This is a genomic window from Streptomyces sp. NPDC054770, assembly GCF_053611985.1.
Genome location: NZ_JBSHBL010000146.1, coordinates 1 through 13574, shown reverse-complemented (window position 1 = coordinate 13574; position 13574 = coordinate 1). Strand labels below are relative to the sequence as shown.

Here is a 13574-nt window from a genome sequence, read left to right as displayed (position 1 = left end):
GGGGCGGGCGCCGGGGCAGCGGCGGCGGGCGCCGGAGCCGGGGCGGCCGGGGCGGGGGCGGCCGCCGGAGCGGCACCCGGGGCACCGATGACGGCGAGCTAGGCGCCGACCTCGGCGGTCTCGTCCTCGCCGACCACGATCTCCAGCAGGACACCGGCGACCGGCGCCGGGATCTCGGTGTCGACCTTGTCGGTCGACACCTCGAGCAGCGGCTCGTCGGCCTCGACGCGCTCGCCCTCGGCCTTCAGCCAGCGGGTGACAGTGCCCTCGGTGACGCTCTCGCCGAGCGCCGGAAGGGTTACGGAAACCGCCATGGTTTCGGTTGCTCCTTACGAATTGCGGAAGTCTGAGTCGTCGCTTGTGTCGACCGAGGGTCAGTCGTGCGAGTGGAGGGGCTTGCCGGCCAGGGCCAGGTGGGCCTCGCCGAGCGCCTCGTTCTGCGTCGGGTGGGCGTGGATCAGCTGGGCGACCTCGGCGGGCAGCGCTTCCCAGTTGTAGATCAGCTGGGCCTCGCCGACCTGCTCGCCCATGCGGTCGCCGACCATGTGGACGCCGACCACGGCACCGTCCTTCACCTGGACGAGCTTGATCTCGCCCGCGGTGTTCAGGATCTTGCTCTTGCCGTTGCCCGCCAGGTTGTACTTCAGAGCGACGACCTTGTCCGCACCGTAGATCTCCTTGGCCTTGGCCTCGGTGATGCCCACGGAGGCGACCTCGGGGTGGCAGTACGTCACCCGCGGCACGCCGTCGTAGTCGATCGGGACGGTCTTCAGCCCGGCCAGGCGCTCCGCCACCAGGATGCCCTCGGCGAAGCCGACGTGCGCGAGCTGGAGGGTCGGGACCAGGTCGCCGACGGCGGAGATGGTCGGGACGTTCGTCCGCATGTACTCGTCGACCAGGACGTAGCCGCGGTCGATGGCGACACCCTGCTCCTCGTAGCCGAGGCCGGCGGAGACGGGACCGCGGCCGACGGCGACGAGCAGGACCTCGGCCTCGAACTCCTTGCCGTCGGCCAGGGTGACCTTGACGCCGTCGGCGGTGTACTCGGCCTTCGAGAAGAAGGTGCCCAGGTTGAACTTGATGCCGCGCTTGCGGAACGCGCGCTCAAGAAGCTTGGAGGAGTTCTCGTCCTCGACCGGGACGAGGTGCTTGAGGCCCTCGATGACGGTGACGTCGGCACCGAAGGACTTCCAGGCGGAGGCGAACTCGACGCCGATGACACCGCCGCCCAGGATGATCGCGGACTTCGGCACGCGGTCCAGGACGAGGGCGTGGTCCGAGGAGATGATCCGGTTGCCGTCGATCTCCAGGCCCGGCAGCGACTTCGGCACGGAGCCGGTCGCGAGGAGCACGTGACGGCCCTGGATACGCTGCCCGTTGACATCCACGGAGGTGGGGGAGGACAGCCGCCCCGTGCCCTCGATGTACGTCACCTTGCGGGAGGCGATCAGCCCCTGCAGGCCCTTGTACAGGCCGGAGATGACGCCGTCCTTGTACTTGTGGACGGCGGGGACGTCGATGCCCTCGAAGGTGGCCTTGACACCGAACTGCTCGCTCTCGCGGGCCTGGTCGGCGATCTCGCCCGCGTGCAGCAGGGCCTTGGTGGGGATGCAACCCCGGTGCAGGCAGGTACCGCCGACCTTGTCCTTCTCGATCAGGGCGACGTCCAGGCCCAGCTGCGCCCCGCGCAGGGCCGCGGCGTAACCACCGCTACCGCCGCCGAGGATCACTAGGTCGAAAACGGTGCTGGCGTCGTTCGCCACGTCACGTCCTCCATGCATGTGCGCCGTACGCCGGTCAACGGTGACCGGGCGGCGGCTGGTGTCCGGCCGCTCTTCTTCGGCCCTGTGGGTGGGGCCCTGTCCTGCCGAGCCCCATCTTCGCACTTGTCGGAGGTGAACGAGACGCGGGGCCGGGGTGTGAGACACCACACGCTCACTTGATAACGCCCCGAGGGGCAGCGCCCCCGAAGGGGCGCGGGGAACTGCGCGACAAGCCACGAATCACCGGCGGCCGCCGCACGACCGAACCCCCCGAGCTACCGGGCGGCGGGGCCCCGCCCTACCCGCACGCGAGGCCCCGCCCACAAAACCCGACGTCAGCCCAGGTCGCCCTCGGCCGTCAGCTCCGCCAGCCGCACCAGCGTCCGCACCGCGGACCCGGTGCCCCCCTTCGGCGTGTAACCGAAGGCACCGCCCTCGTTGAAGGCCGGCCCCGCGATGTCCAGGTGCGCCCAGGTGATCCCCTCGCCCACGAACTCCCGCAGGAAGAGACCCGCGACCAGTCCGCCGCCCATCCGCTCGCCCATGTTCGCGATGTCCGCGGTGGGGGAGTCCATCCCCTTGCGCAGGTGCTCCGGCAGCGGCATCGGCCACGCCGGCTCGCCCACCTCCTCCGCGGCCTCGTGCACCGCGGAGCGGAACGCGTCGTCGTTGGCCATGATCCCGAACGTCCGGCTGCCCAGCGCCAGCATCATCGCGCCGGTCAGCGTCGCCACGTCCACGATCGCGTCCGGCTGCTCCGCCGACGCCGCCCACAGCGCGTCGGCGAGCACCAGCCGGCCCTCCGCGTCCGTGTTGAGCACCTCGACGGTCTTCCCGCTGTACATGCGCAGCACGTCACCCGGGCGCACCGCGCTGCCGGACGGCATGTTCTCGGCCAGCGCCAGCCACCCGGTCACATTGACCGGCAGGCCGAGCCGCGCCGCCGTGACGACGGCCGCGAACACCGCCGCCGCGCCGCTCATGTCGCACTTCATCGTCTCGTTGTGGCCGGCCGGCTTGAGCGAGATGCCGCCCGAGTCGTAGGTGATGCCCTTGCCGACGAAGGCGAGGTGCTTGTCCGCGTCGGCGTGCGTGTACGACAGCTTCACCAGCCGCGGGGTCGCCGCCGAGCCGCCGCCGACGCCGAGGATGCCGCCGTACCCGTCCTTGGCGAGCGCCTTGTCGTCGAGCACCTGGATCTTGAGGCCGTGCTCCTTGGCCGCGCCCTGCGCGATCGCGGCGAACGCGGCCGGCGTGAGGTCGTTCGGCGGGGTGTTGACCAGGTCGCGGGCCCGGTTGAGCTCCTCGGAGACGGCCGTGGCGCGGGCCAGGGCCGCCTTGTGGGCCGCGTCCCGCGGCTTGCCGCCGAGCAGCACACCCTCGGCGAGCGGCGCCCTGCCGTTCTTCGCCTTGGCGTTCTTGCCGGTGCCCGTGCCGGCACCGTTGTCCTTGTACGTGTCGAAGGAGTAGGCGCCGAGCAGCACGCCCTCGCCGATCGCGCCCACGGCGGCCGCGTCCTCGACGGGCAGCGCGAAGGCCGCCTTCCTGGCCCCGGCCAGCGCGCGGGCGGCGACACCGGCCGCCCGGCGCAGCGCCTCGGCCTCGTACTCCGCGTCCTTGCCGGGCTCGGTGCCCAGGCCCACGGCGATGACCAGCGGGGCCTTGAAGCCCGCCGGAGCGGGCAGCTTCGTCAGTTCGCCCTCGGCACCCGAGGCACCGAGGGTCTCCAGGACGGCGGCGAGCTTGCCGTCGTACGCCGCGTCCACGGCTTCGGCGCCCGGGGCGACGACCGGGCCCCTGGCCCCCTTGGCGACACCGATCACGATCGCGTCGGCCCGGAGGCCGGGCGCCGCTGAGGTGCTGAGAGTGAGAGCAGTCACGGTGGTGGAATCTCGCTTCCGATGTTGAGTTGCAGTGGCCGAGCGGGTGGGTCGACCGGGCCCGGGAAGCGACCCTAGGAGTGCCCTCGGGGCGCGTTGCGACCGGGGCCTTCACCCCGTCGGCGAACACCCGGGACGAGCCTACGCGTGTGTATGCGTTCGCTCATTCCTGCCGGCGTTCACCCGGGGGTTGCGTCGTGGCCACCTCCCGCGGCCCGGCCCGCCGCCCGGTCCGCCGACCGTACCGCTCCGGTCCCCGCCCATGGCGCGGGAGCCCGCGGGGGGCCTCGGTGCACCGGCCGTACCCGGGATGGGAGATCATCCACGGGGTACCTCGCCGCACACCCTGGAGCCCGCCCGGTGAACCTCCGCACCACCCCGCTGCTCGTCCTCCTGGCCCTGCTCGCCGGTTGCACGCGGGCGGCCCCGGACGACGCGGGGCGCTGGCGACCGCGGCCGGGTGTCAGCTGGCAGTGGCAGCTGAGCGGGCGGGTCGACACCTCCGTCGAGGCGTCCGTCTACGACATCGACGGCTTCGACCAGTCCGGGGCGACGGTCGCCACCCTGCACGGCAAGGGCCGCAAGGTCATCTGCTACCTCTCCACCGGCGCCTACGAGGACTGGCGCCCCGACGCGAAGAAGTTCCCCGCGTCGGTGCTGGGCCGCGGCAACGGCTGGGAGGGCGAGCGCTGGCTGGACATCCGCCGTACGGACGTGCTGAAGCCGCTGATGGCGGCCCGCTTCGACATGTGCCGGGACAAGGGCTTCGACGCGGTGGAACCCGACAACATGGACGGCTACCGGAACCGCACGGGCTTCCCCCTGACGGCGGTCGACCAGCTCCGCTACAACAGGCTCATCGCCCGGCTCGCCCACGACCGGGGCATGTCGGTCGGCCTGAAGAACGACCTGGACCAGATCCCGCAGCTGGTGGGCGACTTCGACTTCGCGGTGAACGAACAGTGCGCCCAGTACGGCGAGTGCGACGACCTGAAGCCGTTCGTCGACGCGGACAAGGCGGTCTTCCACGTGGAGTACGAACTGCCGACGAGCGGATTCTGCGCACAGTCACGGAAGTTGAGGCTGAGCTCACTGGAGAAGAAGTACGAGCTGGGGGTGTGGCGAAAAGCCTGCTGAAGCACCCCGTCAGAAACTCCCCAGCGAGAACACCACGAGCGCCGCGGTCGCCGCCGTCTCGGCCAGCGCCCCGAACACGTCTCCGGTCACCCCGCCGAACCGCCGCCTGCAATGCCGCAGCAGCCCGTCCGTCGCGGCCTCGGCCACCACCACCGCGAGCAGTGCCCGCAGACTGTCGCCCGCCCCGACCAGCGCGCCGGCGCCCGCCGCCAGCAGCATCACCGCGAACGTGACCACGGTCGCCCCCACCTTGGGCACCACCCCGGCCACCGCCGCCCCCAGCCCCTCCGGGCGGGCGGCGGGCACCCCCTCCACCGCGGCCAGCGTCAGCGCCAGCCGGGCCACCGTCGCCGCGACGACCGCGGCCAGCGCGCCCCGCGCCCACCCGTCGCCGTACGCCTGGGCCAGCGCGGCCACCTGCCCGAGCAGCACGAAGACGAGCGTGACCACTCCGAACGGCCCGATGTCCGACTGCTTCATGATCCGCAGGGCGTCCTCGGCGGGCTTGCCGCTGCCCAGGCCGTCGGCGGTGTCGGCGAGGCCGTCCAGGTGCAGTCCCCGGGTGAGCACGGCCGGTACGGCGACGGCGGCGACCGCGGCCAGCAGCGCACTCGCCCCGAGCACCACCAGCAGCGCACCGACCGCCCCCGCGCAGAGGCCGACCGCGAGGCCGGCCAGTGGGGCGGACAGCATGCCGCCGCGGGCCGCATCACGGTCCCAGCGGGTGACCTTCACCGGGAACACGGTGAGTGTGCCGAAGGCGAAGCGGACGCCGTCCGGCCAGAGAGTCGCAGAGGTCGCAGCCACCGGCGCAGGTTACCCGGAAGTCAGGAAGACCCACGCCCCGGCCGGACTCCGGCCCGGCCATGGCCAGCCCCGGCCGGGCTCCCCGCCAGGGATAAAGTGCGCACATGGGACATTGGCTGGAGCGGAACATCGTCGAGCCGGGCAAACTCCCGCTGTTGCTGGCCCTGACCGCCTTCGTCCTGACCTTTGTGATCACCCGGGTCATCACCCGGCTGATCCGCGCCGGAAAGGGCCCGTTCGGCAACGTGAAGGCGGGCGGCCTGCACATCCACCACGTGGTCCCCGGGGTCGTCCTCGTCGTGATCGGCGGCTTCGGCGCGGTCGCCGGTTCCCGCAACGGCTTCGGCGCGGCCCTCGCCGCGATCGTGTTCGGGATCGGCGCGGGGCTGGTCCTCGACGAGTTCGCGCTGATCCTGCATCTCGGCGACGTCTACTGGACGGAGGAGGGCCGCAAGAGCGTCGAGGTCGTCGTCATCACGGCGGCGCTGGTGGGGCTGCTGCTCGCCGGGTTCTCGCCGCTCGGCGTCAACGACCTCTCGCCGGACGAACTCCAGGACCGGGGGACCGTCATCGCGAACGTCGTCGCCAACTTCGGCTTCTCCCTCGTCGCCCTGAGCAAGGGCAAGGGCCGCATCGCGATCTTCGGGGTGATCGTCCCGCTGGTCGCCCTCGTCGGCGCGGTCCGGCTGGCCCGCCCCGGCTCGGCCTGGGCCCGCCGCTTCTACGGCAACCGGCCGCGCGCCCGGGCCAGGGCCGGACTGCGCGCCTACCACCACGACCGCCGCTGGTCCCGGCTCACCCGGCCCCTTCAGGACTGGATCGGCGGCAAGCCCGACCTCCCGGTGCCGGCCCGCCTGCCCGGCCCCGGCTCCGCTCCTGGCTCAAGTCCCGGCCCCGGCCCCGGCCCTGGCCCCGATCCTGGTCCTGGCCCCGGTCCCGGTCGCCGCTGACGTCGCCGGTGCCACAGGCGCCGCCCCGCCGTCGCCGCCGCGCACAGCGCCGCCACGCCCGCTATGGCCGCCAGGTGCTCCTTGCCGGCGAGGTTGTCCTTCAGCGCCACCTCGACCACCATCGCCGCCGCCACCGCGCCGGTGGTGACATAGGCGCCGTACCGCCAGCCCAGGTAGACCGCCAGCCCGACGACGGCGGCCGACGGCCCGGTGTCCACCACCCGGGCGTCCGAGGCCGGCAGACCCAGCGGAGCGTGCGGCCCCAGCGCGATGCCGAGCCGGGCGTACAGGGTGCCGGCGACGGTCGCCACGTACGCGACGGTCAGGGTCCGCCACCAGCCCAGACACACCTCGGCGATGCCGAACACCACCAGGACCTGGGCCAGCGCACCCCATACCGGAAGGTCCAGCGCCGGCACGAACAGCGACAGCGGAGTGCGCGACAGAGCCGCCCAGAGGGGGTCCGCCGTACGCACCGCCCCGGCGTCCTGTACGAGGCGGTAGCCCCACGACTGGTTCTGCGCGAACTGCAGCAGCGCGGTCAGGCAGACCGCCCCCACCGTCATCGGCACCGCCCGCAGCCGGCGCTTCGCCAGCGGCCCGCGCACGGTGGCGTACAACAGCCCCCACTCGGCCCGGGCCCAGCCGGCGAGCGGCTTCATGCGCTGGTCCTCATCCGTGCACTTCTCTTTGTGCGTCCAGTTGTGTGTCCAGGTGCCTGCGGTGCACCCACTTGGGCAGCCCCGGCGCCTCCAGGAACCCCTCCGCGCGCGCCGACGCCAGGCCGATGCGCGGCAGGTCCGCGCTCTTCTCGAAGAGCAGGAACCGGGGTTCCCAGATCGGCCGGTACTTGGCGTTGGCCCGGTACAGGGACTCGATCTGCCACCACCGGGAGAAGAAGCTCAGCAGGGACCTCCACAGCCGCAGCACCGGTCCCGCGCCGAGGCGCGCACCTCGTTCGAAGACCGAACGGAACATCGCGAAGTTGAGCGAAACCTGCGTGATCCGGATCTCTCCGGCACGCCGCAGCAGTTCGATGACCATGAACTCCATCAGCCCGTTGTCGGAGTCCCGGTCCCGGCGCATCAGGTCCAGCGACAGCCCGCCCGGCCCCCACGGCACGAAGGACAGCAGCGCCCGCAGCTCACCGTCCGCATCGGTGCACTCCAGCATCACGCACCGGCCGTCCCGGGAGTCCCCGAGCCGCCCCAGCGCCATGCTGAACCCGCGCTCGGTGGCCCCGTCCCGCCAGTCGTCGGCCCGCCGGACCAGGTACGACATCTCGTCCGCCGGGATGTCCTCGTGGCGGCGGATCCGTACCGTGTACCCCGCCCGCCCGACCCGGTTGTGCGCCTGCCGGACGGTCCGCATCGCCCGCCCCTCCAGGGTGAACTCGGCGACCTCGACGATCGCTTCGTCACCGAGTTCCAGCGCGTCCAGCCCGTGCCGCGCGTACACGGTCCCGGCCTCCTCGCTCGCCCCCATGACCGCCGGGATCCACCCGTGCGCCCGCGCCTCGGCGAGCCACGGCACGATCGCTCCGGGCCATGCCTCCGGATCCCCGATCGGATCCCCGGAGGCGAGCGACACCCCGCCCAGCACCCGGTACGCGACCGCCGCCTTCCCGGTCGGCGACCACACCACGCTCTTCTCCCGCCGCAGCGCGAAGTACCCGAGCGAGTCGCGCTCGCCGTGCCGCTCCAGCAGGGCCCGCAGTTGCTTCTCGTCGTCCGCGGTGATCGGGTCGACGGCACGGCGGGAGCGGAAGGCGGCGTAGAAGACGGCGAGCACGAGCAGCGTGCTGAGCACGTTGATGACGACGTTGACCCAGTTGGGCGGGGCGATGTACGGGAACCGGGAGGGGTCGGCGGCGACCGACACCAGGCGCAGGGTGCCGTAGTGCCAGCGCTCCAGGAACGTCGAACGCGCGGCGTGCGGCGCCTGGTCGGTGGCGGTGACGAGGAGGGCGGCGAGCAGCGAGGCGACGAGACCGCCGCCGACGGCGACGGTGGCGGCGAGCCGCGGGTTCGACCGGTCGCCCTTCGCGTAGAACTCCCGCCGCCCGACGAGCAGCGCGCCGACGAACGCGGCGGTCAGCACGATCGAGATCCAGTTCTGCGCGTACCGCCGGATCTCCGGGAAGGCCATGGCGAACGCGAACAGCGCGAGGAAGAGCCCGCTCAGCACCAGGTTCAGAATCCACGCGGCCCGCTTCCGCCGCCGCATCGTGATCGCGAGGAACGCGGTGAACACACCGGAGGCGAAGCCGGCCGTCAGCAGGTACGGCGTGAAGAAGTTCTCCTGGTTGTGCCGCCGCACGTCCTGACCCAGCGACAGCCACACCGCGCTGAGGAAATTGACGAAGGCGACGGCCCGCAAGTACCACACAGCAAAGGCGGCGGCCCGCTCGGAGACCCCGCTGCCCTGCCGCCCCGACCCACGTCCATCACACCGCTCCACGGCAATTCGGACATCTCCCATGGAGAGCGATCATATGGGCGCCCTCGCATCAAACCCCGCCACACGCACCCTTTTTCCGCCGCGTGCATACGCGGACCGCGGGCCACGCCACCGCCGGTGCCGGTCGTTCACCGGGTGCGGCGCCGTTGTGGTTGCTCGCGCAGTTCCCCGCGCCCCTGGAGGGGTGTTGCGGTCGCCGTCTGTGTCGGCGTTTCCGTCGGCCCGCCGTACCTCGCGGCTCGGTGCCGGTTGTTCGTCGGGTGCGGCGCCGTTGTGGTTGCTCGCGCAGTTCCCCGCGCCCCTGGAGGGGTGTTGCGGTCGCCGTCTGTGTCGGCGCTCCCGTCGGCCCGCCGTGCCCCGCGGCTCGGTGCCGGTTGTTCGTCGGGTGCGGCGCCGTTGTGGCTGTTCGCGCAGTTCCCCGCGCCACTGAGGGGGCGCTACAGCCACCGCCCCGGCCCGTTTCGTCGCCGGTCCCTCTTCTCGGCCGGTTTTCTTGTGCGTCGGTCCCTTTTGGCTGTCGGCCTCGCGGTTCTGTCGGTCTCTTCTGGCCGCCGCAGCGGCGATCAGCCGGGACGGCGTATGTCGGCGGTGCCGTCCCGGTCGTGACCCGCGGTCCCGCTAATCCGCCGGCTTCTCCTCGGCTTCGGGCTTCTCCGGGAGCTCCGCCGCCAGTGCCGCCGCGGCCTGGACCAGGGGGAGGGCAAGGAGCGCGCCGGTGGCCTCGCCGACCGTCACGCCCTGCTCCAGGAGCGGCTCCAGGGCCATCCGGTCCAGCGCCTTCGCCTGCCCCGGCTCCCCGCTGTCGTGCCCGGCCAGCCACCAGTCCGGCGCCCGGAACGCGATCCGCTGGGCGACCAGCGCACACGCGGCCACCACCACCCCGTCCAGCAGCACCGGCAACTTCCGCACCGCCGCCTGCAACAGGAACCCGGTCAGCGCCGCGAGGTCGGCCCCGCCGACCGTCGCCAGCAACTGCAACTGGTCCCCGAGCACCGGCCGCGCCCGCCGCAGCGCATCCCGGATCGCCGCGCACTTCCGCATCCACGCGAGGTCGTCGATGGCGAGCCCGCCCCGTCCGGTCACCACGGACGCGTCCGTCCCGCACAGCGCCGCGACCAGGACGGAGGCCGCCGTGGTGCCGCCGACGCTGACGTCACCGAGGACCACCAGATCGGTCCCCGAGTCGGCCTCCTCGTCGGCCAGCCCGACGCCCGCCCGGAAGGCCGCCTCGGCCTCCTCGAGAGTCAGCGCGTCCTCGATGTCGATACGGCCGCTGCCCCGCCGTACCCGGTGCCTTACGACCTCTTCGGGCAGCGAGCCCGGGTCGCAGTCCAGCGCCATGTCGATGATCCGCACGGGCACACCGAGCCGCCGGGCGAGCACCGCCACCGGGCTGGCGCCCTCCAGGATCGCCCGCACCAGCAGTTCCGCGCTGCCCGCGGGCCGTGCCGAGACGTCGAGTTCGGCGACGCCGTGGTCACCGGCGAAGAGCAGGACCCGCGGCCGTTCGACCGGCCGTACCGGTACCGAACCCTGCGCGGCGGCCAGCCACTCACCCAGGTCGTCGAGGCGGCCCAGCGACCCGGGCGGCACGATCAGCCGCTCCCGGCGGGCCTCGGCGTCCCGGCGCACACCGCCGTCGGGGCGCTCGATCAGATCGGTGAAGTCGTCGAGATTAAGCGAGCTCATTCGCCGAACAGTACCGGCACCGAACGAACGCTTCGGTGCCAGATCGCCGCCACACCCGCACGGCGTCTTGGCACGCAAGATCGGTATCCCATACGTTCCGGTTTGCAGTGGATTGCGTTAAGGGAGTACAGGGAGCACAGGGAGCCGCCCATGCCGCCGCCCACGCCCGAACTCGCCCCGGGCCCAGACCGGTTCCACGAACCGCGCCGCGAGGACTGCCCCTGGTGCGGCTCCAGACGCCTGCGCACCCGCCTGCGCGCGCCCGACCTCCTCCACCACCGGCCCGGCACCTTCACCGTCGACGAGTGCCGGGACTGCGCCCACGCCTTCCAGAACCCCCGGCTGTCCCCGCAGGGCCTCGCCCTCTACCACCGGGACTTCTACGACGGCCGTCTGGAGGACTACACCGACCGCCTGCACCTCACCCGCACCGGCCGCCGCCGGCACCGCGCCGCCGCCCGCGCGATGCTGGCGCTGCCGGAGCCGGAGAGCTGGCTGGACGTCGGCACGGGGCACGCCCACTTCCCGCGCCGGGCGAAGGAACTCTTCACGTACACGTCCTTCGACGGCCTGGACCCGACCCTCCGGGTGGCCCGGGCCCAGGCCGAGGGCCACATCGAGGAGGCCCACTGCGGTTACCTGGCCGCCCCGGAGGTGCTGGCCCGGCTGCGCGCCCGCTACGACGTCGTCAGCATGTTCCACCACCTGGAACACACCCCCGACCCGCGCGCCGAACTCCGCGCCGCCCTCACCGCGCTGCGCCCCGGCGGCCACGTCCTGATCGACGTCCCGAACCCGCGCAGCGCGTTCGCCAGGCTCCTCGGCAAGTGGTGGGTCTCCCACGGCCAGCCTCGCCACCTGCATCTGATGCCACTGGACAACCTGCGGGCGGAGCTGGAGTCCCAGGGCTGCGAGATCCTCAGAACCGACCGGAAATCGCCGCACCTGCCGTACGACATCTCGGCGGCGCTCGGCCTGGCACTCGGCCAACTCCTGCCGAGGCGGTGGCTGGGGGCGGCGGCCCCGCTGATCGCCGTGGCGAGGGCCGCCGACCACGCCCTGGCTCCGCTGCTGCGCCGGACACCCTTCTCGAACTCGTACCGGATCATCGCGAGAAAGCGACGATGACGACCGTCGCGTCGGCTGCATGGCTGCGGGCAGGCGTGCCGCAGGGCGGCACGGGTGGGCGCAGCGGCACCCGGCAGGTGCCGGTAAGCGTCCCCACCCCCGGCCCCCACTACCTCAGCACCACCACCTGCCCCGCCACCACCAGCACCACCTGCTCGCACTCCTCAGCGAACGCCGCGTTCAGGCGGCCCAGTTCATCCCGGTACCGCCGCCCCGACGCCGTCGCCGGCACGATCCCCGACCCCACCTCGTTGGAGACCGCGACCACCGTCCGCCGCGTCGCCCGCACCGCCTCCGTCAGCTCCCGCACCCGCTCCCGCAGCGCCTTCTCGCCGCCCGACGCCCACTCCGTGTCGTCCCACGCCCCCACCGCGTCCATCGCGTCCGTCAGCCACAGCGACAGACAGTCGACCAGCAACGGCGGCCCGGCCTGCGCCAGCAACGGCACCAGGTCGCACGTCTCCGTCGTACGCCACGACCCCGGCCGCCGCTCCCGGTGCAAGGCCACCCGGTCCGCCCACTCGGTGTCCCCGCCGCGGGTGCCGCCCGTCGCGACGTACAGGACGTCGGGGAAGGACTCCAGCCGGCGTTCGGCCTCCACGGACTTCCCGGACCGTGCCCCGCCGAGCACCAGCGTCCGCCGGGGTACGTCGGGCACGTCCTCGTACACCCCCGCCGTCAGCGTCGTCCCGTCCGGCACCGCCCGCGCCCCGGCCGCCGCCAGCCGGCGTCGCAACTCCGGGCCGGGCGGCATGTCATGGCCCAGATGGACGGCCACGACATCCGTGGTCGGCCCGGCCGAACCGACCGCCCGCAGCCGCGCCAGCGCGTCCGGCCGGCCCACGACGTCGAGCAGCAGCAGGTCGTACGAGTCCGCACTCCCGTTCTCCAGCCCGGCCGGCGCCCCGCCCGGCGGCAGGTACAGCAGCCGTTGCCCGTCGGGGCCGGTCACCGCGTACCCGGTGCCGCCCGCGTCCATCGCCACCGCCCGCACCCGATGCCCCGTCAGCAGCGCCAGCTCCCGCCCGTCCGGCACCCGCGCCGGCTGCGGCAGCCCGGCCGGCACCTCGACGGCGGGCCCGTCGTGCGGATGCGACAGCAGCACCTGCCGTACGCCCCCCAGCGACCGCCCGGCCCGGGCCGCCGCGAACGCCGCGCCCGGCGTCAGATCGAGCAGCAGCGTCCCGTCGACGAGCAGCGCGGTGGCCGCCCGCGCATCCTCCCCGACGGCACACGAACAGGCCGCACAGGAACAGCCGGGGCTGGGCAGCCCCGCAGGAGCACCGGTACCGAGCAATGTCACTTCCACGGAACTGATTCTCACCCGCCCTCGCAGCCGACGCTGCGTGCAGCGCCCCTGAAAGGGGCGCGGGGCCGTATCAATATGCGGCTCCGCCGCGTGGGCGCGACCAGCCCCCACCGACCCGCACACGCCCCACAACCAGCGGAGTCATACCGGCGCCCCCACCCAACCGCATACGATGCATCAGTTGGATCAAAGGGAGGCCTACATGGCGGCATGGACGTGGCGGTTCGAGAAGGCCGACGGGACGGAGGTCCAGCCCGCGGTGGAGCCCGAGGAGTTCACCACCCAGGGCGACGCCGAGTCCTGGATCGGCGAGCAGTGGAAGGAACTGCTGGCCGGCGGCGCCGACCAGGTGCGGCTCTACGAGGACACCACCGAGATCTACGGCCCGATGAGCCTGCACGCTGACGGGTCCTGAAACGCGCCGGTGCGGGGCGGCCCCGCGGAGCCGCCC

Annotated in this window: 10 protein-coding genes and 1 pseudogene; 4 read left to right on the top strand and 7 right to left on the bottom strand. The window is 72.9% G+C overall.

All coding sequences use genetic code 11. The annotated features are described in order from the left end of the window. From ACWGKQ_RS50905 to ACWGKQ_RS50895, 3 genes and pseudogenes are all read right to left on the bottom strand, one after another. A pseudogene (locus tag ACWGKQ_RS50905) lies at nucleotides 1–314 on the bottom strand (biotin/lipoyl-containing protein); the annotation flags it as partial. 60 nt (nucleotides 315–374) lie between these two features. Beyond that, nucleotides 375–1763 carry a dihydrolipoyl dehydrogenase gene (gene lpdA / locus ACWGKQ_RS50900; RefSeq protein WP_453298962.1) on the bottom strand — a complete coding sequence of 463 codons (1389 nt, stop codon included), beginning with the start codon at nucleotides 1761–1763 and terminating at the stop codon, nucleotides 375–377. A gap of 335 nt (nucleotides 1764–2098) precedes the next feature. After that, nucleotides 2099–3643: a leucyl aminopeptidase gene (locus tag ACWGKQ_RS50895; RefSeq protein ID WP_453298961.1), complete on the bottom strand. Its 1545-nt coding sequence runs from the start codon at nucleotides 3641–3643 to the stop codon at nucleotides 2099–2101. Nucleotides 3644–4003: 360 nt separating this feature from the next. Between ACWGKQ_RS50895 and ACWGKQ_RS50890 the strand changes: the two genes are divergently transcribed. Then, entirely contained in the window at nucleotides 4004–4780 is a 777-nt protein-coding gene (locus ACWGKQ_RS50890) for an endo alpha-1,4 polygalactosaminidase (protein WP_453298960.1), read from the top strand. A gap of 9 nt (nucleotides 4781–4789) precedes the next feature. On the opposite strand, the gene ACWGKQ_RS50885 is transcribed toward ACWGKQ_RS50890, so the two are convergent. After that, complete coding sequence (locus ACWGKQ_RS50885; protein ID WP_453298959.1) at nucleotides 4790–5587, bottom strand: adenosylcobinamide-GDP ribazoletransferase; 798 nt, start codon at nucleotides 5585–5587, stop codon at nucleotides 4790–4792. A 104-nt stretch (nucleotides 5588–5691) separates the two neighbouring features. On the opposite strand from ACWGKQ_RS50885, the gene ACWGKQ_RS50880 reads away from it, so the two are divergent. Continuing rightward, on the top strand, nucleotides 5692–6537 hold the full coding sequence (locus ACWGKQ_RS50880; protein ID WP_453298958.1) for a hypothetical protein: 846 nt from the start codon (nucleotides 5692–5694) through the stop codon (nucleotides 6535–6537). Between the two features lie 672 nt (nucleotides 6538–7209). On the opposite strand, the gene ACWGKQ_RS50875 is transcribed toward ACWGKQ_RS50880, so the two are convergent. Together ACWGKQ_RS50875 and cobT are read right to left on the bottom strand one after the other, a co-directional pair. Beyond that, nucleotides 7210–9018: a phosphatidylglycerol lysyltransferase domain-containing protein gene (locus tag ACWGKQ_RS50875; RefSeq protein WP_453298957.1), complete on the bottom strand. Its 1809-nt coding sequence runs from the start codon at nucleotides 9016–9018 to the stop codon at nucleotides 7210–7212. A 597-nt stretch (nucleotides 9019–9615) separates the two neighbouring features. Further along, nucleotides 9616–10686 (bottom strand): nicotinate-nucleotide--dimethylbenzimidazole phosphoribosyltransferase, encoded by a 1071-nt coding sequence (gene cobT / locus ACWGKQ_RS50870; protein ID WP_453298956.1) that lies wholly within the window; start codon nucleotides 10684–10686, stop codon nucleotides 9616–9618. 150 nt (nucleotides 10687–10836) lie between these two features. On the opposite strand from cobT, the gene ACWGKQ_RS50865 reads away from it, so the two are divergent. Next, entirely contained in the window at nucleotides 10837–11814 is a 978-nt protein-coding gene (locus ACWGKQ_RS50865) for a class I SAM-dependent methyltransferase (protein ID WP_453298955.1), read from the top strand. A 109-nt stretch (nucleotides 11815–11923) separates the two neighbouring features. On the opposite strand, the gene ACWGKQ_RS50860 is transcribed toward ACWGKQ_RS50865, so the two are convergent. Further along, a complete protein-coding gene (locus tag ACWGKQ_RS50860) occupies nucleotides 11924–13123 on the bottom strand; it encodes a bifunctional adenosylcobinamide kinase/adenosylcobinamide-phosphate guanylyltransferase (RefSeq protein ID WP_453298954.1) in 1200 nt (399 codons plus the stop codon). A gap of 202 nt (nucleotides 13124–13325) precedes the next feature. On the opposite strand from ACWGKQ_RS50860, the gene ACWGKQ_RS50855 reads away from it, so the two are divergent. After that, nucleotides 13326–13538, top strand: coding sequence for a hypothetical protein (locus ACWGKQ_RS50855; protein ID WP_453298953.1), 213 nt, complete (start codon nucleotides 13326–13328; stop codon nucleotides 13536–13538). Nucleotides 13539–13574 lie beyond the last annotated feature (36 nt).

Bases quoted from the DNA above. Each gene is read 5' to 3' on its own strand.
- ACWGKQ_RS50880 (WP_453298958.1), top strand. From the start codon at position 5,692: ATGGGACATTGGCTGGAGCGGAACATCGTCGAGCCGGGCAAACTCCCG.
- ACWGKQ_RS50875 (WP_453298957.1), bottom strand. From the start codon at position 9,018: ATGGGAGATGTCCGAATTGCCGTGGAGCGGTGTGATGGACGTGGGTCG.
- cobT (WP_453298956.1), bottom strand. From the start codon at position 10,686: ATGAGCTCGCTTAATCTCGACGACTTCACCGATCTGATCGAGCGCCCC.
- ACWGKQ_RS50865 (WP_453298955.1), top strand. From the start codon at position 10,837: ATGCCGCCGCCCACGCCCGAACTCGCCCCGGGCCCAGACCGGTTCCAC.
- ACWGKQ_RS50855 (WP_453298953.1), top strand. From the start codon at position 13,326: ATGGCGGCATGGACGTGGCGGTTCGAGAAGGCCGACGGGACGGAGGTC.